We start from the raw sequence: 22917 nt of genomic DNA, 5'->3' as shown, positions 1-22917 counted from the left end.
AAAACCGGGTTGCGGCCCGTATTCCACTGTGGATGACGTCAGGTCCCCCCTCTCACCCAGAGGACCCGCCCGTCGTCTGCCCGATTGAGGTCCCATGCGAAGAAAACCGAGGTCCATTCGTTCGAAGATCGTCCTGGCCCTGCTGGCGCCGGTGGTCGCGCTGACCGGGCTGTGGGTGATCGACGTGAAGGCTTCGCTGACCGACGCGACCGCGTTGCGCGACACGTACAACACGCGCGACAACGTGAGCCTGCCGTGCGATCGGATGGTGGCCGCCCTGCAGCGCGAGCGCACCCGGTCGGCGGAGTTCCTGGCCACACCCGACAACAACACCGAGGCTCTGGGTACGCAACGGGCCGCGACCGACACGGCGATCGCCGAGTTCCGGGAGCTGTCCCGCCGGTACCGGGGGAGCGGGTTCTCCGCCGACATCACCCGGGCCCGGTTCGCGGACATGGCCACCAGCCTCGACTCGCTGAGCCTGGTGCGGGCCAAGGTCGACGCCCGGGATGCCGCCCTGACCGAGGTTCTCAGCGGTTACACCAGCATCATCGGGTACGCGTTCAGCGTCTCGAACGCCGCCGCGACCTCCAGCGACCCACTGGTGGAACGGGTCATGCGCACGATGGTCGCGATGCGCCGGGCGGGGGAGTTGCTCTACCAGGAGGACGCCCTGCTGACCGGCGCCACCACGGCCGGCCGCTTCGGCAGCGGCGAGTATCTGCAGCTCGTCCAGATCGTCGGGGCGTTGCGGTTCCAGATCCCGTCGGCCGGCTCGACCCTGCCGGCGCCCGACCAGGCGCGGTTCAAGAGCATGCTCAGCGGTCCCGCGTTCGCGGCGCTGCGCTCGGCCGAGGATCAGATCATCGGCAAGGGACGCACCGGTGGGCCGGTCGGGATCAGCCGGGAGGTCTGGTCGGCGACGGCCACCCTCGCGGCGGGCCAGTTGTTCGCCTTCCTCGCGGACGGCTACGACCACGCCGTCACGTTCGCGAAACAGGCCCGGGACCGGATCCTGCTCCGGTTCGGCGTCTCCGGCCTGCTCGGCCTGCTCGCCATCCTGGTGTCGCTGGCGATCGCCGTGCGGATCGGCGGCTCGATCGTCCGCCGGCTGTCGCTGCTGCGGACGGCGGCCATCGAGCTCGCTCGCCAGCGGCTGCCGGAGCTGGTCCGGCGGCTGCGGGCCGGTGAGCGCATCGACGTGGACGGCGGGGCCTTACGTCTGCGCCTGGGCGACGACGAGATCGCGGAGGTCGGGGCCGCGCTCACCGACGTACACCTCAGTGCGGTTGAATCTGCGGCCGGCGAAGCCGCCGTGCGGTATGACATGAACAAGGCCCTGGTCAACATCGCCCGGCGCAACCAGGCGCTGCTCGATCGCCAGATCGAGGCGCTCGGGCCGGTGGACGGGGCCGACGCCCGCGCCTACCAGCTGGCCGTCCGGATGCGCCGGCACGCCGAGCACCTGGTGATCCTGGCCGGTTCGGCGCGGAGCCGGCGCGGGCTCGGCGCCTCGTCGCTGGCCGACATCCTGGCCCGGGTGGCCGGCGAGACGGAACACGCCGAACGGATCACGATCGGCCCGATCGTGGCCGCCGAGATTCCCGAGTACGCGGTTACCGACCTCGCCCATCTGACCGGTGAGCTGCTGGAGAACGCCATCACCTTTTCCGCCCCGGATACCCCGGTGCGGCTGTCGGCGCGAGGAGAAGCGGACGGGATCGTGCTGGAGATCGAGGACCGCGGGATCGGGATGTCGCCCGCCGCGGTCGAGGAGACGAACCGCCGGCTGGCGCAACCGCGGGAGTTCGACCCCGCCGACAGCGCCCGCCTCGGCCTGTTCGTGGTGGCGATCCTGGCCGCTCAGCACGGGATCGGAGTGACCCTCGGCCCCGCCGACGGGGGCGGCATCCGTGCCGTGATGACGCTGCCCGCCGCGCTGGCCGTGCCGGAGGCCACGTCGACGGGAAGGTCCGATGCGTCCCGGCTCGTCGGGATGGCGGTCCGCCCGGGCCACCGGCCCCGGCACGCTCCGGCGGCGCCGGATCGGGTGCGGTGACCGATCCGTGGTGCAGCAGGCTGCACCCAAGTTGCTACCGAGATGTCCATATGGTGGAGGTCCGCGCCGTCGATGCTGGAATTAACATCCTTTGGCTGTCCGTCCAGCGTCGTAACGGAGGCGGTTCATGGCGTCGAGTGGCAGGTGGTCGGTGCGGCGCGGACCCCGCGCCTTCACGGCCCTCCTCGCCGTCACTTTCGCCGGGCTCTCCGGGTACGCCGTGGCGGCAAGCCGGCATCAGGCCGAGCTCATCCGGGTGGTCGCCGAGGCCGGCAGCGACACGAACGCCTACGAGCGGGCCGCGTACCTCGTGACCCGCGAGACGGAGCTGCTGCAGGCGGCCATGCGCGAACCGGACGGCGAGGAGCGAGACCTGCTTCTTGCCGCGAATCAGCAGGCCGACGACGCCACGCAGCGCATGGCCGAGATCGACCAGGAACATGTCGGGACCGCTGCGCGACTGGCTGACCAGCATCACCGGATCGCCCCGATCCTGACGGACTTTCTCGCCCAACTGGATCAGAAGGACCACGACGCCGCGTTCACGACACTCGAAACGATTCTCGAGCCCGAGTACGACTCGATGATCACTGCCCTGATCGGCGAGCAGGATCAACATCTGGCCGAGTACGACCGCCTGCAGGCGGCAGCCGTCCGCGAATCCGACAGATCCGCCCTCACCGTCCTGGTCGTCTTCCTTCTCGGACTGGTGATTCTCCTCGGATACCGGTTGTCCAGCCGCGCTTACCGGCGGCAGCTCGACCGCATGGCCGCCACCGACCCGCTGACCGGCTTGCTGAACCGCAACGCCTTCACGACCCGGGTCCAGCGATTCCTCGGCGCCGGCCGCGGAACGACCGTTCTGGTGCTCAACGTCGACGGCTTCCGCGAGGTCAACGAACAACTCGGCCAGAGCATCGGTGACCTGATGCTGATCGAGATCGGCAAGCGGCTCGTCGCCTCCACCCGCGAGAACGACGCGGTCGCCCGGCTCGGCGGCGACGAATTCGCGATCCTGCTGGATGACGGCGATCTCACGACCGGCGAGAGCATCGCCGCCCGGCTGTCCGGAGCGTTCACCCGGGCATTCGAATTCGATGAGATCACCCTCGACCTGGAGGTGAGCATCGGCGCCGCCGTCGCCGTCGACGGCGACGATGCCACCACCGTCCTGCGACACGCTGACACCGCCATGCACATCGCGAAGCAGCTCCACGCCGACTACCACTGCTACCGCGACGACCGCCGACACGACGCGGTGGCGCGGCTCACCCTGCTGGGTGATCTCCGGCGAGCCCTCGACGACCCCGGCCAGCTCACGTTGCACTACCAGCCGCAAATCGCGGTGAACGGCGGTGACCTGGCCGGCGTCGAGGCCCTGGCCCGCTGGCAGCACCCGACCCGGGGTCCGGTCTCCCCGGCCGAGTTCATCCCGGTGCTCGAGGTCTCCAGCCTCATGCACCGGTTCACCGAGCAGATGCTGGGGAAGGCGCTACGGCAGGGCCGGACCTGGCTCGACGCCGGGCACCGGGTGCCGATCTCGGTGAACGTCTCCACCCGCAGCCTGCTCGACCCGGGCTTTCCCCAGCGCGTGGCGGCGCTGCTCGACGAGACCGGCGTGCCCGGCACCCTGCTGTGCATCGAGGTCACCGAGTACGCCCTGATGAGTGACCCGGAAACGGCGATCGAGGCGTTACGCCAGTTGCGCGACCTGGGCGTGAACGCCTCGATCGACGACTACGGCACCGGCTTCTCGTCGATGACGTATCTGAAGTTGCTCCCGGTCGGTGAGCTGAAGGTCGACCAGTCGTTCGTCAAGGACGTCGCCACCGACAGCAGCAGCCGCGCCCTCGTCGCCTCGACCGTCGAACTGGGCCACAGCCTCGGACTGACCGTGGTCGCGGAGGGCGTCGAGGACGACGGCGCGCTGAGCATCCTGCGTGCCATCGGCTGCGACGTGGCGCAGGGCTACCACTTCGCCAGGCCGATGCCTGCCGATGAGATGACCGCCCGACTGGAGGAGGGCCGGCAGCCGTCCCCGGTCACGGCGGCCGGATGACGGCCCTCATCAGGTGCGGCTGCGGACCAGGTGGCTCGGCCGCCCCGCCGGCGCGTCGGGCACGAGGCTGAACGCGCCCTCCTCCTCCTGCGCGTTGTGCAGCTGGAGGATCGCGTACAGGCCGTAGAGCAGCCGCCGCAGATCGGTGACGTCCTCCGCCTCGGCCAGCGGGACCGGTTCCGCCACCGCCCGGCGCAGCCGTCCGATCTGGTGTTCGATCTCGGCATGCGTGCGGCTGAGTCCGCTCGTCGCTTCCGTCCCGCCCAGCAGCCGGGCCATGATCGGCAGGAGCTCGGCCTCCTCGGCGCGCTCGTGGGCCAGGAGCCGCACCTCGAGCTGGTCCAGCAGTTCGCGGACCGGGCGGAGGTCGTACGGCGGCTGGTTCAGCGCATCGGCGACCGTGCGCACCTGCTCGACCAGCGGGCGCACCTCGCGGTGTTCCGCGTACAACCGCCGGGCGGTGGCGATGTCGGCCGACGGCATGGCGACGGTGTGCGACCGGCCCGGCAACAGCGCCGTCATCGCGATCGCGATCGCGGCGACGTCGATGCCCTCCTGCAGCACCGCGCCGGCCACCGGCGTGAGATGACCGGCCGCGGCCACGACCATCGCGGCGGCCGACATGCCCATGCCGGCCGTGACCGCCCACTGGGCGATCCGCCGGCAACGGCGGGCGATGAGGATCGCGTCGGCCAGGGCGTCGATGCGGTCGACGGTGAGCACCACGTCGGCGGCCTCGGCCGACGCGGTGGCCCCCCGGGCGGCGAGAGCGACCCCGACGCCCGCGGCCGCGAGGGCCGGCGCGTCGTTGATGCCGTCCCCGACCATGATCGTCGGCGCTCGGTCCTGTTCCGCCCGGACCAGGGACAGCTTGTCGCCGGGGTCGCAGCCGGCGTGCACCGCGTCGACGCCGACGATCCGCCCGACGGCCTCGGCGGCGTCGGCCTGATCGCCGGTCACCAGCACGACCCGGGTGATCCCGGCCCGGCGCAGCGCTCGCACCATGCGCGGAGCCTGGGGCCGCAATTGGTCCTCCAACAGCAACACGCCGGCCGGCACGTCGTCGACGGCGGCGAACACCGTCAGCGAACCGTCGAGGGCGGCCCGCCGCCGGGCGTTCCGCATCCACTGCGGCAGGGGACCGGTGACGATGCTCGACGCCTTGCCGAGCCGGACATGGCGGCCGTCGACGATGCCCTCGACGCCGTGACCGTGCCGTTCGGTGACCTGGTCGGGCGACGTCAGCGGGAGCCCCCGGTCGCGCGCCGCCGTCACGATGGCGCCGGCGAGGACGTGCGCGGAACTCTGATCCAGGCTCGCCGCGAGACGCAGCACCTCTCCGCCGGAAAGCTGTCCACCGGGAGCGGTGACGACATCGCTGAGCACCGGGCGGCCCGCGGTCAGCGTTCCGGTCTTGTCGAACAGCAGGACCCGCCCCGCCGCCAGCCGCTCCAGGGCACTCCCGCCCTTGACCACCACACCACCGCGCGCCGCCCGGGAGATGCCGGAGATGATGGCGATCGGTGCCGCCAGCAGGAGTGGGCAGGGGGTGGCCACCACCAGGACGGCGACGGCCCGGACCGGATCACCGGCCACCGCCCAGGCGACGGCGGCCAGCACCAGGGTCACCGGCACGAACACCACCGCGAACCGATCCGCGATCCGAACGAACGGCGCGCTCTGCGCCTGCGCCTGCTCCACCAGGCGCACCACTCCGGCGTACGTCGACGCCTCCGCCGTCGCGGTGGCCGTGAACCGCATCGCCTGGCCCGCGTTCACCACCCCGCTGCGTACGTCCTCGCCGGCCCGCCGCTCCACCGGCAGCGGCTCCCCGGTCAGCGCCGATTCATCCAGCACCGCCGGACCGAGCAGCCGTCCGTCGACCGGCACGATCTCCCCGGACCGCACCACCAGCCGGTCACCGAGCACCACCTCGGCCACCGGCACCTCCACCGGTCCGGCCGCGGTGTCCCGCACCGCGGTTCGCGGTGCCCTCGCCACCAGGGCGCTCAGTTCGCGCCGCGCCCGGGCCTCGGCCCGGGCCTCCAGCAGAACACCGGTCGCCAGCATGACCGCGATGACCGCACCCGCCAGCGCCTCGCCGACCGCGAGCGCGCCGACCAGGGCGAACCATGCGATGACGTCGACGCTGGCCTCCCGCCGCCGGGCCGCCGCGACGAGCGCCGCCGTCGAGTAGGCCAGACCGAGCAGCGTCGCGGTCACCCACAGCCGGTCCGCCGCCTCCCGGGCCCCAGCCGCCATGAACGTCAGGCCGGACAGCAACAGCGCCGTCGTGATGCCGAACAAGACCTGATCCCGTTGTTGCCGCCACCATCGCATGGCGTCCTCCTGCCCGGCCGGAGCTGCTCCGTCCATCCTTCCCATCCTTCGCGCGGGAGGCGGACGGCGGGCAGTGCCGATGGGCCCGGGCCCATCGGCCGTTCAGCGGCGAGAATGTCGGTGTGCGCCCAGCGGACCTGCTTCCCGGCCTGACGGTCCTCCGCCGCTATCAGCGCGGATGGCTGCGTGGCGACGTGCTGGCCGGCGTGACCGTGGCGGCGTACCTGGTGCCGCAGGTGCTGGCGTACGCCGGACTCGCCGGAGTGCCGCCGGTCGCCGGACTGTGGGCGACGTTGCCGGCCCTCGTCGCCTACGCGCTGCTCGGCACCTCGCGGCTGTTGTCGGCCGGTCCCGAGTCGACCACGGCGCTGATGACCGCGGCCGCGATCGGGCCGCTCGCCGCCGGTGACCCCGGCCGGTACGCCGCGCTGGCCGCCGCCCTGGCCCTCGTCGTCGGCGTACTCGCCCTGGTCAGCCGGCTGCTGCGCCTCGGGGTGGTGGCCGACCTGCTCTCCCGTCCGACGCTGGTGGGCTACCTGGCCGGACTGGCGCTGATCATGACGGCGAGCCAGCTGGGCCGGCTCACCGGCGTGCCGGTGCACGGCGATTCGTTCGTCGGGGAGGTGTGGTCGTTCGTCACCGGGCTTCCGGACCTGGACGTGCGCACGACCGTGCTCGCCGCAGCGGCGCTGGCGTTCCTGTTCGGGCTGCACCGGCTGGCGCCGCACGCGCCCGGCCCGCTGCTGACGGTGCTGCTGGCCACCGCCGCGGTGGCGGTCTTCCACCTCGATGAGCGCGGCCTCCAGGTCATCGGCGAGATCCCGTCCGGCGTGCCGCTGCCGCACCTCCCCGGTTTCGGGCAGGTGCGGCAGCTGCTGCTGCCCGCGCTCGGCGTTCTCCTGGTCGGTTACAGCGACACGATCCTGACGGCGCGGTCGTTCGCGACGAACGACGGCGGCCGCATCGACGCGAACCAGGAGTTCGTGGCGCTCGGCGTCGCCAACCTGGGCGCCGGGCTGTTCCAGGGCCTGCCGGTCAGCAGCAGCGGCAGCCGTACCGCCCTGGCCGCGGCGGCCGGCGCCCGGACCCAGCTGCACTCGCTGGTCACCTGCGTCCTCGTGGTCGCCACGGCAGCGTACCTGGGACCCTTGCTGCGCCTGTTCCCGTCGGCGGTGCTGGGGGCGATCGTGGTTTTCGCCGCGTCCCGCCTGATCGACGTCGCCAGTTTCCGGCGGCTGGCCCGGTTCCGCCCCAGCGAGCTGCTGCTGGCCGTGGGCGCGCTGGCCGGTGTGCTGGTCCTCGACATCCTCTACGGCGTCCTGCTGGCGGTCGCCCTGTCGGTCGTGGAGATGCTGGCCCGGGTGGCCCGCCCGCACGACGCCGTGCAGGGACTCGTCCCCGGCCTGGCCGGGATGCACGACGTGGACGACTATCCCCAGGCGCGAACCGTGCCCGGCCTCGTGGTCTACCGGTACGACTCGCCGCTGTTCTTCGCCAACGCCGAGGACTTCCTGCGCCGGGCGCTGGCCGCCGTCGAGCAGCAGGACGCTCCGGTGCGCTGGTTCGTGCTCAACGCCGAGGCGAACGTCGAGGTGGACATCACCGCCCTCGACGCCGTGGAGCGGCTCCACCAGGAATTGCGGGCGCGGGGCATCGTCTTCGCGCTGGCCCGGGTCAAGCAGGACCTGCTCGACGATCTGACCGCGTTCGGGCTGGCGGACGCGGTCGGCGCGGACCACATCTTCCCCACCCTGCCGACGGCGGTCGCCGCATACCAGGCATGGCGTACCGGTGCGGACGGGACGTAGGGCTCGGGCCGACCGGCCCCTCGAGGCGGGACCGTAGCCCCGTGTGGCCGTCCGGTCGCCGTTCCAGACTGGATGCGGAACGCCGAGGCGCGTTCCGGCTGGAGGAGACGGGAATGCGCCGTGACCTGAGATGTGTCATCGACCCGTCGCGTCCGTGCGGGGCGTGTCTGGCCCCGAGCCCGGACCAGTGTCCGTACTCCTATCTGCTCGATCCCGACGAACGCGCGGCGCTGGCCGCCGAGCGCGATGCCCGTGCCGGGGGCGTCCCCGAGAAGGTGCCCCGGTGAGCGGCTTGCTGCGTTCCTGGATCGTCGTTACGGCCGCCGAGTTCGCCGGCTTCACGGTCCCTGCCCCGGCCGCTACCGGGCGCGTCGCGCGCGTGCGCCCTGCTCGGCCAGACGACGAGCGACCTTCCGCAGCCGCACGCCGAGTTCCGGTCGACCGGCTCGAGCCCTGACCAGTGCGCGGGCCACCAGCAGGGCGGTGATCGCGACGAGCTGGCCACCCAGCACCACCCGGTTGACGTCGATCGCCGGCCGCCAGACGACCTTGCCGCCGGTCAGCACGAACACGCCCAGCGGCTTCGCGGACATGCCGAGACCGCCGCCGGTGCCGCCGTTCTCCTGCCCCTCGGGCGCGGGGCCGGTGCCGGTACCCCCGCCGGCCCCGCTGCCGATCTTGGCGACATGAAGAAACGGCCCACGTCGTACGGTCCGCCCACGGCGAGGCGGCCACCAGAGCCGTAGGTCCCAGTCCTGCCTGACAGTGGCACTATCGGATCCATCTAAATAGTAGTGTGTCGATGTCTTGGCCCCGTCTTGAAACCCTTGAGGAGCCGATATGCCGACCAGGAAAAAGGCGCTCGTGGTAGCGCTGATCCCCGTGGTGGGGCTGGGCATCGCCGCGCAACCCGCGGCGGCCCATCCGTCCCGACCACAGCCGATCGTGACCTATCAGGGAGACCCGGGCCGCCTCGGTGATCCGGCGAGCTGGCGTACCCCCGAATTCCTCTCGGACACCGGGCTGGTGTCGATGGGGGCCGAGTTCGCCTACGCGGCCGGGTTCGCCGGCGCGGGCGAGAACATCGGCCTGGTCGACTCGGGCTTCTTCAACGGTCACCCCGTCGAGCAGGCCAACCGGTATTTCTCGGTGGTCGCCCAGGGCGGGCAGACCGGGCCGACGCCGGGCTACTACGACCCGGCGTTCAACGACACGCACGGCACCCACGTCAGCGGCACCGTCGGCGCGAGCCGGGACGGGGTCGGCCAGGAACAGCCGCAGGGCACGGCGGCCAACATGCACGGCGTCGCGTTCAACGCCAACGTCTACATGGGCAACACCCACAAGACCGACGGCGTGCTGTACGGCCAGTTGCCGGCGGGCGCAACCGAGGCGCAGACCCCGGACAACGCCTACCTGGCCAACGTCTACCGGGCCGTCAACCGGGCCCGCACCACCAACGGCAAGCCGATCCGCATCGTCAGCAGCAGCTGGGGCAGCGCGCCGGCGGGCGAGAGCTACAACACCTACGAAGGGCTGCTGTCGGCCTGGCGCAACCTGGCGCTCCCCGAGGGGGTGCCCGACTCCAACGGCACGACCAGCCACTGGATCAACGGGGCGTTCGACGTCGCCCGCACCGACACGATCATCGGCTTCAGCGCCGGTAACGCCGGCGTGGCCAACCCGACCCCGCGCGGCGCCGCCACCTACTTCAAGCCCGAGCTGGAGGGCAGCTGGTTCACCACCTCCGGGACCAACGACAACGTCGGGCGCACGTTCCACCCGGACGGCTCGGTGCTGGTCCCCGGCCAGCAGCGATTCAACCAGTGCGGGGTGGCCAAGTGGGCGTGCGTCACCGCCCCCGGCTCGCTGATCAACAGCACCACCGTGGAGCTGGTCGACGGCGTGCCGCAGCCCCGCTACGCCCGTTTTTCCGGTACGTCGATGTCGGCGCCGCACTCGGCCGGCGCGCTCGCGCTGATCATGCAGCGGTTCCCGTATCTGACCAACGAGCAGGCGCTGTACACGATGTACACGACCGGCCGGCAGAACAGCACCACGAACGACGCGGCCGGCCTGCCGATCCCCAACCCCACGGCCGGGCAGATCGTGCGGGTGCCGGATGCGCGCAACGGGTGGGGCACGCCCAGCCTGCGTGAGGCGCTCAACGGGCCGGGCCAGCTGCTCGGCGAGTTCGACGTGAACACCCGCGGCCGCACTGATGTCTGGTCCAACGACATCTCCGACGTCGCGATCCAGGCCCGCGAGGTGGAGGACGCCACCGAGGCGGCCGCGTGGCAGGCCACCAAGGTGGCCAAGGGCTGGACCAAGGGCCTGCCGGCCGACGCGACCGATGCCGACAAGGCCGACTATGCGATCGGCAAGGCAAGGGAAAAGGCCAGGAAGAGCCGGGTGTACGCCGGGAGCCTGACCAAGCGTGGCGCGGGCACCCTGTTCCTGACCGGCGACGACACCTGGACCGGGGCGACTACGGTGCTCGGCGGCAAGCTGTCGGTGACCGGGTCGCACGCGAGCGCGATCCGGGTCCGCGGCGGAGCTCTCGGCGGCACCGGCACGATCGCCGGTGACGTCGAGGTCAGCGGCGGCGAGCTGCGGCCCGGTGGCGCGGCGGGGGAGTCGGCCCCGCTGACTGTCGGCGGCGGGGTGCGGCTGGGCAGCACGAGCCGCTACGCGGTAACGGTCAACAGCGCGAGCGACTTCACGAGCGTACGGGCAAGTGGCGCTCTCAATATTGAAGGGCGGCTCAGCCTGGACGTGCGCGGTTCGCTCACCCGCGGCGCCGTGCTGCCGATCCTTTCCGGATCGTCGATCCGCGGCACCTTCGACGGCGTGCCCGAGGGCAAGCTGCTGGCGCTCGGCGGCCATCTGCTCCGCGTGTCGTACCGGAACCACAGCGTGACCCTGACCGTGATCCGTTAGGCCCGGGTGGACCTGCGGTGGTCGTCCTTCCGCGCCGGGAGGACGGCCACCGTTCGCGCAGCGCCGGTCAGGTGCTGGTGGCCGAGGGGAGGCCGGCATTGCAGGTCACCGTCATGTCGACTCGGCTGTTGCCGTGTTTGAACGACACCGTCGGTGCCGGGCCGGCCTCGGTCTCCCCGTGGACGACCTTGTAGGGCTTGGTGGCGGTCCAGGAAATGATCTGCGCGGTGCCGGGAGCGGTGCAGGTTGCCCGCACTGAACCGGCCGCGGACGACAGGGTGCGTTCCGTGGGCAAGGTCGTTACGGGGTCGACCGGCACCGTACCGGCCGGCGGTGCGATTCCGGAGGTTTTGCCGGGTTTGGTAGGCTTGGCCGGCCTGGTGGCCGGAGGGGCGGTTCGGTCCGGCGCGGTCGTGCCCGGTGCCGCCGAGGCGCCGGGTCGCGGGTTCAGCGCGGCCGTGCTCGACCCCGACGGTCCGGCTGCGGGCGCGGCGACGGTGGCCGCCTGGTTCTCCGGGCGCAGGAACCACAGTGTCGTGGCTCCGGCGACGGCCAGGACCACGGCGGCGAGCGCGTACCTCGCCCACCTCGGTCGCGGGACCGCCGGCTGGCGGCCGGTGGAGGTTGCCCGGATCAGGACGGGTGCTTCCGAGTCGTTCGTGGCCTGCGGCGGAGCGGCCGGCTCGTCCGTGATGACCTGCAGCCCGGCGCCGTCCGCGAGGACGGCCGCCACCTCACCGGCGCTCGGGCGCTCGGCCGGCTCCTTGGCCAGGCAGCGGTTGCAGAGCTCGGTCACGGAGTCGGGCACCTGAGGCATCGGCAGCAGGCCAGGCGGCTCGAGGTAGATGTGCGCGGCGAGCATCTGGGTGGTGGTCTCGCTGGTCCACGGCGGGTGGCCGGCGAGGAGGCGGTAGAGCATCACGCCGAGCGCGTACACGTCGGACGCCGGTTCGACGGCGCCGTGCAGCAGTCGTTCGGGTGCCAGGTAGGCCGGTGTGCCGAGCACCTCGACGTCGTAGGAGCCGGTGCCGGGCGGTTGGGCCGCGGCAGCGATGCCGAAATCCACCACTTTGGCGCCGGTCGGGGCCAGCATGATGTTGGCCGGCTTGATGTCGCGATGCACCAGCCCTTCGGCATGCGCGGCGGCGAGGGCGGCCGCGATCTCCGCGCACAGCCGCATGGCGTACCGGGGTGCGACCGGGCCGTCGCTGAGCCGCTGATGAAGGCTGCTGCCGCGGATCAGCTCCATCACGATGAACGGCGTGACCTCGCCGCCGACGTCGGTTTCGCCGTAGTCGTAGACCTGAGCGATGTTCGGGTGGGACAGGGCGGCCGCGGCCTTGGCCTCGCCGCGAATCCGGTCGCGCGACTGCGGATCGTCGGCACAATCAGCGGCCAGGACCTTCACGGCGACCGTGCGTGCCAGCACCGTGTCGTACGCCTGCCAGACGACGGCCATGCCACCGGCGCCGACCTGGGATCCCAGCCGGTAGCGGTCGCCGAGCACCCAGCCGGTCTCATCGGGAACGCCGCTGGGCGGCAAGTCACGGTCCATCAGTGGCAGTGTGCCGTGATCCGGGACTCCGTGCATCTCCGGAGGAGCTGTCACCCGCCGCGCAACGGCCGGCGCGCGTCAGGAAACGCCGAACGGCGGCCCGCTGAATCAGTCGGGCCGCCGTCGGTGAAATCGCGGATCAGAGCGGGCGAATGTTCTCCGCCTGCAGGCCCTTCTGGCCCTGGGTCACATCGAATTCGACCTTCTGGTTCTCGTCGAGGCTGCGGAAGCCGCTCGCCGAGATCGCGGAGAAGTGGGCGAAGACGTCGGCGCTGCCGTCGTCCGGGGTGATGAAGCCGAAGCCCTTGTCGGCGTTGAACCACTTTACGGTACCGGTAACCATGTCTGCTCCTTCGCAGGCTGTAGAGACCGCACGGTGCGGACCCTGACGCCGCCGCGTTGATCACCCGCGTCGAAACGACACGAAAAAACGAAAAGCGCCTGGACGGGTTTCAAATACCCATCAGGCGCCTTGAAAACGTCTTTGGAAATCAAAACTGCAACGCGGCAACGCTATCACACGCCCAACCATGCTGCCGCCTAACAAATGCCTAACACGTGCCGCCCATGCTGGTCGGCATGCGTAAAGCGAACTTGATCGGCCTGGCGGCGCTGGTGGCGTCGCTCGCGGCCTGCGGCCAGTCGGATCCGGCTGAGCCGCAGGTCGCCGCCCTTCCGGGCGCGTCCTCGTCGGCGAGCGCCGCGGCGAGCAGCGAGAATCTTCGTCAGCTCCCGCTGGGCGCGACCCAGGAAGAGATCGACCGCGCCTACGACGCCTGGTACGCCTGCTGGACCAAGCACGGCGTGCCGTCCGCGCCCGATGGCGGCGGCCCGCTGCTGAGCTACAAGAAGAACCAGAAGAAGTACCAGGCCGCGGTGGACGCCTGCGCCGACCAGGAGCCGTTGAACCCGCCGGAGATGGACCCCCAGCAGAACCCGGACTACGCCGACAACCTTCGCGCGGAGAAGGCGTGCCTGGAGGGCCACGGCATCAAGATGGAGATCCGGGGGACCGGCGACGACGCCAGCCTCTGGGCGGTCGACACCAAGGCCAATCTCGCCAAGGCCAACAGCGACGAGGGCATGGAGTTCTACCGCCAGTGCGAGATCTCCGCCTTCACGCCGAAGTAGCCGGCCGTGGGGAAGAGGATCCTCCTCCTTGCCGGCGTGCTGGCGCTGGCCGGCGGCGCTGCCTATGCCGTGCACGCCCGGTCCGGTCCGGAAGCTCCGCCCGCCCGGCCCGTTGCCGTGGCCACGGCCGAGGTGGTCAAGACCGACCTGTCCGACTACTGGAGCGAGAGCGGCACGGTCGGCTTCCGCGGGCAGCGCACCCTGCGCGGCGTGCAGGCCGGGGTGCTCACCTGGCTGCCGCGCCCGGGCCGGACGATCAGCCGGGGCGGCACCCTCTACCGGGTCGGCGACCGGCCGGTGGCCCTGTTCTACGGGTCGTCGCCGATGTTCCGGGACATCGGCACGGTCGGCATGGTCGGCCGGGACGTCAAGGTGCTCGCCGCCAACCTGCGGGCGCTCGGCTACCGGATCGGCCCGCAACCGTCGCCGGGCACCACGGTCACCACGGTCACCACGGTCACCACCGGCGTTCCCACCGTGGTGACCGCGCAGGACGGCGTCTTCACCGCCGCGCTCCAGGCGGCGGTCAAGCGCTGGCAGGCGGCCATCGGAGTCCGGCCGGCCACCGGCATTCTCGCCCGCGGCGACGTCCTCGTGCTGCCCGGCGCCGTCCGGGTGGGTGCGGCCGCGGCGCAGCTCGGCGACGACGCCACCGGCAACCTGATGGCGGTCAGCGACCAGGCCAAGGCCGTCACCGTGGTGATCGACGCGGGCCGGGCCGACGACCTCAAGGCCGGCCAGAAGGTGCGGATCACGTTGCCGGACAGCACGGCCGCCGGCGGCACGATCAGCTCGGTGAGCAGCAACATCCAGGCCGACGCCGAGGGTGCGGACGGCCCGAAGGTGCGGGTGGTCGTCGCGGTCGACGACGCGTCGGCGATCAAGAACGTCAGCTCGGCCGACGTCGACGTCCGGTTCACCGGCACGACCCGGCGCAACGTGCTCGCGGTGCCGGTCGGCGCCCTGCTGGCGCTGCGCGGCGGTGGCTACGGCGTACAGGTCTCCGGCGGAGCCCTGACCGCGGTCAAGGTCGGTCTCTTCGCCGACGGCATGGTGCAGATCGACGGGACCGGCATCGCCGCCGGCACCCGGGTGGTGACGACCTCGTGACCACCGTGCTGGAGATCCGCAACGCCACCCGGCGGTACCGCGACATCACCGCGCTGCGGGACGTGTCCCTGCGGATCGACGCGGGCGAGTTCGTCGCGATCCTCGGGCCGTCCGGGTCGGGAAAGTCCACCCTGCTCAACATCATGGGCACGCTGGACCGGCCGACCGAGGGGCAGGTGTGGCTCGGCGGGCACGACGTCACCACGATGTCCGACCGGTATGTGTCCGCCCTGCGCGGGCGGTGGCTGGGCTTCGTGTTCCAGCAGTTCCACCTGACCGACGGACTGACCGCGACCGAGAACGTCGCGACCGGGCTGCTCTACGCCGGCGTGCACCGCCGTCGCCGCCGCGGGCTGGCGCTGGACGCGCTGGACCGGGTGGGGCTGGCCCACCGCGCCGGGCACCACCCGCAGCAGCTGTCCGGCGGCGAACGGCAGCGGGTGGCGATCGCCCGGGCCCTGGTCAACCAGCCCGCGCTGGTGCTGGCCGACGAACCGACCGGCGCGCTCGACGTGGCCACCGGCGCGGCCGTGCTCGACGTGCTGACCGAGCTGAACCGGGCCGGGACCACGATCGCGCTGATCACCCACGACCACGACGTCGCCGCCCGGGTGCCGCGGCAGATCCGCATCCTGGACGGTCGCCTGGTCTCCGACTCGGGCGTCGGGGCGCGGCCATGACGCCGGTGCGGTTGGCCCTCGCCGACCTGATCGGCCTCGGGTTGCTCGGTATTCGCACCCGGCGGGTGCGGGCCGCGCTGTCGGCCTTGGGCATCGCCATCGGGATCGCCACCCTGGTGGTGGTCACCGGGATCCCCGCGTCGAGCCGGCGCGCGCTCGACGAGAAACTGGCCGCCCTGGGCACCGACCGGCTGCAGGTCGCCCCGGTGCCCAACCACGATCCACCGGTCCAGTTGCCCGCCGAGGCGGTCGACATGGTGGCGCGGATCGCCCCGGTGGAGGCGGCCGGCGCGACCGGCGATTTCGGGCTGAACGTCACCCGCTCCGACCGGACCGGCGCCGGCGACTTCAACGCCATCGCCGTGGTCGCCACGAAGGCCAACCTGCTCGCGGCCCTCGACGGCCGGGTGCGGGCCGGCCGGTTCCTCGACGCCGCGATGGAACGCCTGCCGACCGTGGTGCTCGGATCGGTCGCCGCCCAGCGGCTCGGCTTCGCCGGCGTCGACCTGGCCCGGCCGACCCAGGTCTACCTCGGGCGCCACCGCTTCACCGTGATCGGCATCCTCGATCCGGTGCCGCTCGCGCCGGAGATCGACCGCTCGGCGATGATCGGCTGGGCGGTGGCCACCCGGCTGCTGCGCTTCGACGGGCACCCGACCCGGATCTACGTGCGCACGACCGACGCCCAGGTGGCCGCGGTGCGCTCGGTGCTGGCCGCCACGGCCAACCCGCAACACCCGGGCGACGTGCTGGTCAGCCGGCCCTCCGACGCGCTGGCCGCCAAGCAGGCCGTGCAGCAGACCTTCAGCTCGCTGCTGCTCGGGCTGGCCGGCATCGCGCTGCTGGTCGGTGGCATCGGGGTGGCCAACACGATCTACATCTCGGTGCTGGAACGGCGGCGGGAGATCGGCCTGCGCCGGGCGCTGGGGGCGAACCGGGGTCAGGTGCGCATCCAGTTCGTGACCGAGTCGATCGTGCTGTCGGCGCTCGGCGGCGTCGCCGGGGTGGTGATCGGCGCGCTGGCGGTGGCCGGCTACGCGGCCCTGCAGCACTGGCCGCTGGTCATCCCGCCGGTGATGGCCGTCGCCGGGCTTGGCGGTGCCCTCGTGATCGGGATCCTGGCGGGGGTCTACCCGGCGGTGCGGGCGGCCCGGCTCGATCCGATCGAGGCCCTGTCCAGTGTCTGAGAGGCTGGGTTTTGAAAGGATGGCCGGCATGGGTGTCCGGATCCTCGTCGCCGACGACGACGCACGGCATGCCGAGGGGATCCGGCGCTACCTGGTGGCGGACGGCCACGACACCACCGTGGTGCACGACGGCCGGGCCGCCCTGGAGACCGCCCGCCGCGACCGTCCCGACCTGGTGGTCCTGGACGTGATGATGCCCGGCATCGACGGCCTCGAGGTGTGCCGCACGCTGCGGCAGGAGTCGGACGTGCTGGTGCTGATGCTCACCGCGCGCAGCAGCGAGAACGACATGCTGCTCGGGCTGGAGCTGGGCGCCGACGACTACCTGACCAAGCCGTTCAGCCCGCGCGAATTGGTGGCCCGGGTCCGGACCCTGCTGCGCCGCGCGTCGCCGTCGCCCCGGGACGTCCGGTGGGTCGGGCGGGTCGAGATCGACCCGGCCGGTCGCCAGGTGAGTGTCGACGGCGAGCGGATCGAGTGCACGCGCGGCGAGTTCGCCATCCTGGACGCCCTGTCCGAACGGCTCGACCGGGTCTTCACCCGGGCCCAGCTGCTGCATCACACCCACGGCATCGACCGCAGCTCGACCGAGCGAACCATCGACGTGTACGTGGTGAATCTGCGCCGCAAGATCGAGGTCGATCCCCGCCGGCCCCGGATGCTGCTCACCGTGCACGGCGTGGGCTACAAGCTGGTGGCACCGTGACCGATCGCGTGCCGGTGCGGCACAGCCTCGTCACCCGCCTGCTGGTCACGTCGGTGTTGATCGCGCTGGTCGCGATCGCGGCCACCGCCTGGCTCGCCGCGACCACCACCGCCCGGCAGATCAGCCACGAGCAGGGCGGCGCGGCCGCCGACCAGCGGGTCGTCTACGAGGCGCTGATCGGTTACGCGGCCACCCACCACGACTGGGCCGGCGCCGCCACCCTGGTGCGCTCGCGGGCCGCCGAGATCGGCCGCCGGATCACCCTGTCCACCGACGACCACCAGATCATCCTCGACTCGCAGGCCGGTCCGGCCCTGCAGAACACGCGCCCGTCGGCGGTGGTCGACCCGCTCGACATCGACCTGGGCCTGACCGGCGGCACCGAGCACATCGACGAGCGGGCGATCGGGCCGTACATCGTGCCGACCGAGGACCGGTTCGTGATGAACGAGACGGCCAAGGCCGCCCTCAACTGCTTCCGCAAGGTCGGCTACCGCGGTGTCATCGACGTGGCACCGACCGGCCGCCCGAGCGTCGTGCCCACCACCCTCAGCTCCAAGGACGGGCGTACGGCGCTCGGCCCCTCGCTCGAGGGCTGCACGGCCGACCTCGACAGCATGGTCAGCCCGGCCGAGAAGAAGGCCCTCCAGACGCTGACCGGGTTGACCGCCGGCTGCCTCGACCTCGGCGTCCGCGCCGCCCAGCTGCGCATCACGCCGACCTTCAAGGCGTACCTCGGTAAGTGGCCGGTGGTCCGGACCCGGCACGAGAACACCAAGGTGGTGCCGCCGTCGGAGCTGCAGCCGGCCGGCCCGGCCGGCGTCGTGCAGGGCTGTATCGAGGCCGGGCGCCGCACTCAACTCCGGCCCTACGTCGCACCCCGCGCCCTGCTGTTCGTCACCGCGCCCGGCAGCGACCGCACCACGCTGAGCCTGTCCGGCGCCGGCATCGGCCGGATCGTCGCGGTCGCCGGCGCGGTCCTGCTCGCCACCATCGCGGTGACCGTGCTGGTCGGCCGGCGGCTGGTGCGGCCGCTGCGCACCCTCGCCGACGCGGCCGCGCTGCACGTGCCGGCCGAGGTGTCCGCCCGCGACGAGATCGGCCGGCTGGCGCGCGCCCTGAACGACTCCACGCAACGCCGGGAACAGGCCGACGAGCAGCGCCGCACCATGGTCAACGACGTGGCGCACGAGCTGCGCACCCCGCTCGGCAACATCCGCACCTGGCTGGAGGCGGCGCAGGACAACCTCGCGCCGACCGACGCCCAGTTGCTCGCGTTACTGCACGAGGAGGCGCTGCAACTCCAGCACGTCATCGACGACCTCGGCGACCTGGCCGCCGCGGACGCCGGCACGCTGCGGATCACCGTCGAACCGGTCGCCCTGCACAACCTCCTCACCCAGGTGGCCGACAGCCAGCAGGGCAGCGCGTACGCGGCCGGGGTGCGGCTGACGGCGGACATCGAGGGCGACCCGGTGGTGCTCGCCGACCAGGCCCGCCTGCGGCAGGTGATCGGCAACCTGGTCACCAACGCGATCCGCCACACGCCACCGGGCGGCTCGGTCACGATCGGCGCAACGGGTTCGACGATCACCGTGCAGGACACCGGAAGCGGCATCGCCGAAGCCGACCTGCCGAAGGTCTTCGACCGCTTCTGGCGGGCCGACGAGTCACGAAGCCGGTCAACCGGCGGCAGCGGACTGGGCTTGGCCATCGCCCGCCAGCTGACCGAGGCCCACGGCGGCACCATCGAGGCACAGAGCAAGCCGGGCCACGGCACCGTGTTCACCATCCGCCTGCCCGGGCAAACCCCACCGCGGAGCTGACGCCAGTATTGGACAAGTTCGATATCGTCGCGTTCGGGTGGGACTCCCCGCGCGCGAGTGAGGTCGAGGAATGACCAGTCCGATCGATCCGTCCGGCCTTGGCGGCACGCTGGCCGATGTGGTGGCTGCGCTCGGCCGGGCTCAGGCGCCCTCCGGCGATCAGGAAGAGCAGGAACCGCCTATCGGTACGGGTGAGGCCGCCGACGGCCGGGTCCGGGTCCGGGCGGTTCCTCCGGGGCGGATCGAGAACCTCGAGATGGAGCCCTCGGTGCTGCGGCTCAGCGGCGAGGAACTGGCGCGGGAGATCGAGTCGGCCGTCAACGCCGCGCTGGCCGACCTGCAGGGCCGGGCTGTGGCCACCGCCGGCTCGGCCGATCTCGGTGCGCTCACCGACCAGCTCAAGGACATCCAGCTCGACGCCCAGCGCCAGTTCGCGAAGCTGACCGCGTCGCTGGTCGAGGCGCAGGAGCAGCTCACCCGCCGGGCCGGTGACCGATGACCGGCTTCATGGTTGATCCTGAGCGGCTCTCGGCGTCCGGGGCGGCCCTGCGAAGTGTGGCCTCGCGGCTTTCCTCGGAGCTGGCGTCGTTCCGGTCCGAGCTGGCCGGTTTCGGCGCGCCCTGGGGGAGCGACGATATCGGCTCGCTGATCGGCGCCGCGCATGAGGAGGTGTCGTCCTGGGCGTTCGAGTGCTACCAGGACGCCCTGGACGAGATGGCCTCGGCCGGCGCCGACGTGGTGGACATCAGCGCGCAGTACATGGAGGTGGACGAGAACATCAGCCGCCGATTCCGTGGACTGCTCACCGACCTGGGGCACTGACGCGTGGGCATCGAGATTCCGGGCGAGCTGCGGTCGCTGCTCGGCATCCTCGGCTACAACTGGCCGGAGGCCGACGAGACCGCGCTGGTGGAGATGGGTCAGGCGTGGATGTCGTTCGCCGGCCGGCTCGAGGCGATCGTGTCGGACGCGACGTCGACCGCCACCGAGGTGTGGACGGGGCACGAGGGCGAGGCCGTCGCGGCGTTCCAGGCCTGGTGGGCCGATGAGGACAGCCCGGCCAAGTCGCTCCTGGACGGCGCGAACGCGGCCACGCTGACCGGCACCGGCCTGATGATCTGCGGCGGGATCGTGCTCGCCCTCAAGGTGGCGGTCATCGCCCAGCTGGCCATTCTGGCGGTGGAGATCGCGCAGGCGATCGCGACGGCGGCGCCCACGTTCGGCGCGAGCCTGGTCGAGATCCCGATCTTCCAGCAGCTGACCCGGGCGATCGTCGGGAACCTCGTGCAGGACGCCATCTTCCAGCTGCTGGACGGGTGACCGAGGATGGCCAGGGGCTCCGGCAAACTCATGCGGGCCGCGCTGCGGTTTCTCCGCAAGACACGCAAGCGTGCCCGCCCGGATCGGATGAATCCGCACTTCACGACCCACACCATCGGCGGCGGCCACGTGAAGCCGGGCCAGCCCAAGGGCTCCGGCTATCACTACCGCCCGGGCGGCGAGGACTTCCCCGACCGCCGGCTCGTGCCCGGCTCGGAGGTTACCTACCCGAACGGCGTGTACGAGGCGGAGCCCGAGTTCTTCGACTCGACTCTGAATCCGCCGACCGGCGCTTGGAAGCCGAAGGGCGGCAATGGCGGCGTCAGCACGTTCTTCCCCGACGATTGGACGCCGGCGCAGGTGGACAACGCGGTGTCCGGTGCTTTCAAGAACTCCACGCCGCTCCCCGGCGGCATGTGGGCCGGTACCTACAATGGCGTCGCGATAAGAGGCTTCTACAACCAGTCCGGTGGCTTCACGCACGGCTGGCCCGTTCCCTAGCGCATTGAGAGGCTCGCGGTGGGTGTTTTCAGCTGGGGACTCGATCCCAAGTACGGCCTGCCTGTGTACCAGGTCGAGGACCAGCGCTTCGACCTGCTGGGTCAGTGGCTGTCCGCTGACCTCGACCGGTTCTTCCTGGTCACCCTGGATGCGCTGGCGATGGCCGACGACGTGGCTCGCGGCGAGCCGCCGTTCGAGGAATGGAGCAGCGAGAACTACACCGTGTCGTTCACACCGTCGGCGCTGCTGATCACCAACCTGTGGGTGCCCGGTGCCGAAGGGGAGTTCCCGGCCGACGTCGCTCGGGCGGCGATCGAGGACTACTGGCGTTTTCTGGTCGCTCTGCCGGAACGACAAGCCGTCCGGGAGTACCGCCCCGATCTCCCGAGATGGCAGGCCGACCTGCTGCGGTGGGAGGAGAAGTGGGGCCGCACCCATCCCTACCGAGGGCGGTTCTTCTAGCCTTCCAGCCAGGCGTGGGCGGCGGTGACAAGGGCGCTTACTCCGCTGGTCAGGGTTGGTTCCACGACTGGGGCGAATAGTGGGGAATGGTTGGTCGGCAAGGTTTTGGCGATTCGCGCTACGTCGGTGGCGTTCGTGGCGGTCGCGAAGGCGGTTGGGTCGGCGCCGCCCAGCAGCCAGTAGACCAGCGGTGCGCCGGCTGCCGTGGCCAGCAGGCCCACGTCCTCGCTGCCGGTTACCACGCCGGGGTCCAGGACTCGCTCGGCGCCGAAGGTCTTCTGGAACGCCTCCTGCGTGCGGGCGCATGCGGCCGGGTCGTTGAACAGGGCGGGGAAGGACTCCTCGAGGACGATCGACGGCTCGCGCGGTGCGCCTGAGGCGGCGGCCTCCGCGTTGACCACGCGGTGCAGCGCGGTCAGGACGGTCTCGCGGACGGCGGGGTCGAAGGAGCGGACGCTGATCAGCAGCTCGGCCTCGGCCGGGATGACGTTGCTCTTCACGCCGGCGCGCAGGGCGCCGACGGTCAGGACCGCGCTGTCGGTGGCGGCGATCTCGCGGGCGACGATGCCCTGCAGGCGCAGCACGGTGGCGGCGGCCATCACGACCGGGTCGACCGATGCTTCCGGGCGGGCACCGTGCGCGCCGCGTCCGTGCATGGTGACCCGGATGCCGTCGGCGGCGGCGAAGGCCAGGCCCGGGTGCAGGCCGATCATCCCGGCCGGCAGCGGCGCGACGTGCTGGCCGAGCACGACGCCGGGCCGGCCGAAGCGGTCGAAGAGGCCGTCGTCGATCATGGCCTGGGCGCCCTCGCCGCGTTCCTCGGCCGGTTGGAAGACGAGCATCACGGTGCCCCGCCAGGCGCCGGTGTCGGCGGCCAGGGCCTCGGCCGCGCCGAGCAGGCAGGTCACGTGCACGTCGTGGCCGCACGCGTGCATCACCGGCACCTCCTGGCCGGCCGGGTCGAGGGCCCGCTCGGTGCTGGCATACGGCAAGCCGGTCTCCTCGGCCACCGGCAGCGCGTCCATGTCGGCGCGCAGCAGCGCGGTGGGGCCGTCCCCGTTGCGCAGCACCCCGACCACCCCGGTGCCGCCGACCCCGGCGGTGGTCTGGTAGCCGAGGGCGGTCAGCCGCTCGGCCACGATCCGCGCGGTCCGGGTCTCGGCCCCGGAGAGCTCGGGGTGCTGGTGGAGATCGCGGTACAGCTCAGCCAGATCCATACCGCGATTCTGCACC

Annotated in this window: 21 protein-coding genes; 16 read left to right on the top strand and 5 right to left on the bottom strand. The window is 71.8% G+C overall.

Going from position 1 to position 22917, the window contains the following annotated elements; translation table 11 throughout:
* The first annotated feature begins 94 nt into the window (after positions 1-94).
* Together Adu01nite_RS35205 and Adu01nite_RS35200 are read left to right on the top strand one after the other, a co-directional pair.
* Positions 95-2059, top strand: a complete 1965-nt coding sequence (locus Adu01nite_RS35205; protein ID WP_203733607.1) for a sensor histidine kinase — start codon at positions 95-97, stop codon at positions 2057-2059.
* A gap of 151 nt (positions 2060-2210) precedes the next feature.
* Positions 2211-4118 (top strand): putative bifunctional diguanylate cyclase/phosphodiesterase, encoded by a 1908-nt coding sequence (locus Adu01nite_RS35200; RefSeq protein WP_203733606.1) that lies wholly within the window; start codon positions 2211-2213, stop codon positions 4116-4118.
* A gap of 9 nt (positions 4119-4127) precedes the next feature.
* Here Adu01nite_RS35200 and Adu01nite_RS35195 read toward each other — a convergent pair whose 3' ends face one another.
* Positions 4128-6494, bottom strand: a complete 2367-nt coding sequence (locus Adu01nite_RS35195) for a heavy metal translocating P-type ATPase (RefSeq protein ID WP_203733605.1) — start codon at positions 6492-6494, stop codon at positions 4128-4130.
* Between the two features lie 86 nt (positions 6495-6580).
* Between Adu01nite_RS35195 and sulP the strand changes: the two genes are divergently transcribed.
* Together sulP and Adu01nite_RS35185 are read left to right on the top strand one after the other, a co-directional pair.
* Complete coding sequence (sulP, locus tag Adu01nite_RS35190) at positions 6581-8266, top strand: sulfate permease (RefSeq protein ID WP_203733604.1); 1686 nt, start codon at positions 6581-6583, stop codon at positions 8264-8266.
* A gap of 113 nt (positions 8267-8379) precedes the next feature.
* The gene (locus Adu01nite_RS35185) at positions 8380-8553 is read left to right on the top strand and encodes a hypothetical protein (RefSeq protein WP_203733603.1); all 174 of its coding nucleotides are present in this window, start codon (positions 8380-8382) and stop codon (positions 8551-8553) included.
* A 72-nt stretch (positions 8554-8625) separates the two neighbouring features.
* Here the strand turns inward: Adu01nite_RS35185 and Adu01nite_RS35180 are convergent, their stop codons facing one another.
* A complete protein-coding gene (locus Adu01nite_RS35180) occupies positions 8626-8859 on the bottom strand; it encodes a hypothetical protein (RefSeq protein WP_203733602.1) in 234 nt (77 codons plus the stop codon).
* 247 nt (positions 8860-9106) lie between these two features.
* Here Adu01nite_RS35180 and Adu01nite_RS35175 point away from each other — a divergent pair, with 247 nt between their 5' ends.
* Complete coding sequence (locus tag Adu01nite_RS35175) at positions 9107-11206, top strand: S8 family serine peptidase (protein WP_203733601.1); 2100 nt, start codon at positions 9107-9109, stop codon at positions 11204-11206.
* Positions 11207-11273: 67 nt separating this feature from the next.
* On the opposite strand, the gene Adu01nite_RS35170 is transcribed toward Adu01nite_RS35175, so the two are convergent.
* Together Adu01nite_RS35170 and cspE are read right to left on the bottom strand one after the other, a co-directional pair.
* Positions 11274-12761: a serine/threonine-protein kinase gene (locus Adu01nite_RS35170; protein WP_203733600.1), complete on the bottom strand. Its 1488-nt coding sequence runs from the start codon at positions 12759-12761 to the stop codon at positions 11274-11276.
* Between the two features lie 139 nt (positions 12762-12900).
* Complete coding sequence (cspE, locus tag Adu01nite_RS35165) at positions 12901-13104, bottom strand: transcription antiterminator/RNA stability regulator CspE (protein WP_203733599.1); 204 nt, start codon at positions 13102-13104, stop codon at positions 12901-12903.
* Positions 13105-13340: 236 nt separating this feature from the next.
* Here cspE and Adu01nite_RS35160 point away from each other — a divergent pair, with 236 nt between their 5' ends.
* The 11 genes from Adu01nite_RS35160 to Adu01nite_RS35110 all read left to right on the top strand — a co-directional run bounded on the left by Adu01nite_RS35160 (position 13341) and on the right by Adu01nite_RS35110 (position 21684).
* Positions 13341-13892, top strand: coding sequence for a hypothetical protein (locus Adu01nite_RS35160; protein ID WP_203733598.1), 552 nt, complete (start codon positions 13341-13343; stop codon positions 13890-13892).
* A 6-nt stretch (positions 13893-13898) separates the two neighbouring features.
* Positions 13899-15002, top strand: a complete 1104-nt coding sequence (locus Adu01nite_RS35155) for an efflux RND transporter periplasmic adaptor subunit (RefSeq protein ID WP_203733597.1) — start codon at positions 13899-13901, stop codon at positions 15000-15002.
* Positions 14999-15682: an ABC transporter ATP-binding protein gene (locus Adu01nite_RS35150; protein ID WP_203733596.1), complete on the top strand. Its 684-nt coding sequence runs from the start codon at positions 14999-15001 to the stop codon at positions 15680-15682. The genes Adu01nite_RS35155 and Adu01nite_RS35150 overlap by 4 nt, the downstream gene beginning before the upstream one ends.
* Positions 15679-16869: an ABC transporter permease gene (locus Adu01nite_RS35145; protein WP_203733595.1), complete on the top strand. Its 1191-nt coding sequence runs from the start codon at positions 15679-15681 to the stop codon at positions 16867-16869. Before Adu01nite_RS35150 ends, Adu01nite_RS35145 begins: the two co-directional genes overlap by 4 nt.
* A gap of 28 nt (positions 16870-16897) precedes the next feature.
* On the top strand, positions 16898-17575 hold the full coding sequence (locus Adu01nite_RS35140) for a response regulator (protein ID WP_203733594.1): 678 nt from the start codon (positions 16898-16900) through the stop codon (positions 17573-17575).
* Positions 17572-19401 (top strand): sensor histidine kinase, encoded by a 1830-nt coding sequence (locus Adu01nite_RS35135; RefSeq protein ID WP_239132931.1) that lies wholly within the window; start codon positions 17572-17574, stop codon positions 19399-19401. Before Adu01nite_RS35140 ends, Adu01nite_RS35135 begins: the two co-directional genes overlap by 4 nt.
* A gap of 70 nt (positions 19402-19471) precedes the next feature.
* Positions 19472-19900, top strand: a complete 429-nt coding sequence (locus Adu01nite_RS35130) for a YbaB/EbfC family nucleoid-associated protein (RefSeq protein WP_203733593.1) — start codon at positions 19472-19474, stop codon at positions 19898-19900.
* 8 nt (positions 19901-19908) lie between these two features.
* Positions 19909-20223 carry a WXG100 family type VII secretion target gene (locus Adu01nite_RS35125; RefSeq protein WP_239132930.1) on the top strand — a complete coding sequence of 105 codons (315 nt, stop codon included), beginning with the start codon at positions 19909-19911 and terminating at the stop codon, positions 20221-20223.
* Between the two features lie 3 nt (positions 20224-20226).
* The gene (locus tag Adu01nite_RS35120) at positions 20227-20721 is read left to right on the top strand and encodes a WXG100-like domain-containing protein (RefSeq protein ID WP_203733591.1); all 495 of its coding nucleotides are present in this window, start codon (positions 20227-20229) and stop codon (positions 20719-20721) included.
* A gap of 6 nt (positions 20722-20727) precedes the next feature.
* Positions 20728-21222, top strand: a complete 495-nt coding sequence (locus Adu01nite_RS35115; RefSeq protein ID WP_239132929.1) for an EndoU domain-containing protein — start codon at positions 20728-20730, stop codon at positions 21220-21222.
* Between the two features lie 63 nt (positions 21223-21285).
* A complete protein-coding gene (locus Adu01nite_RS35110; protein WP_239132928.1) occupies positions 21286-21684 on the top strand; it encodes a hypothetical protein in 399 nt (132 codons plus the stop codon).
* Here the strand turns inward: Adu01nite_RS35110 and Adu01nite_RS35105 are convergent.
* Positions 21681-22901 (bottom strand): amidohydrolase, encoded by a 1221-nt coding sequence (locus tag Adu01nite_RS35105; protein ID WP_203733589.1) that lies wholly within the window; start codon positions 22899-22901, stop codon positions 21681-21683. The genes Adu01nite_RS35110 and Adu01nite_RS35105 overlap by 4 nt on opposite strands.
* Between the last annotated feature and the right edge of the window lie 16 nt (positions 22902-22917).

It is taken from the genome of Paractinoplanes durhamensis, from assembly GCF_016862175.1.
Taxonomy (GTDB): Bacteria; Actinomycetota; Actinomycetes; order Mycobacteriales; family Micromonosporaceae; genus Actinoplanes; species Actinoplanes durhamensis.
This window is presented reverse-complemented; position numbering and strand designations above follow the sequence as displayed.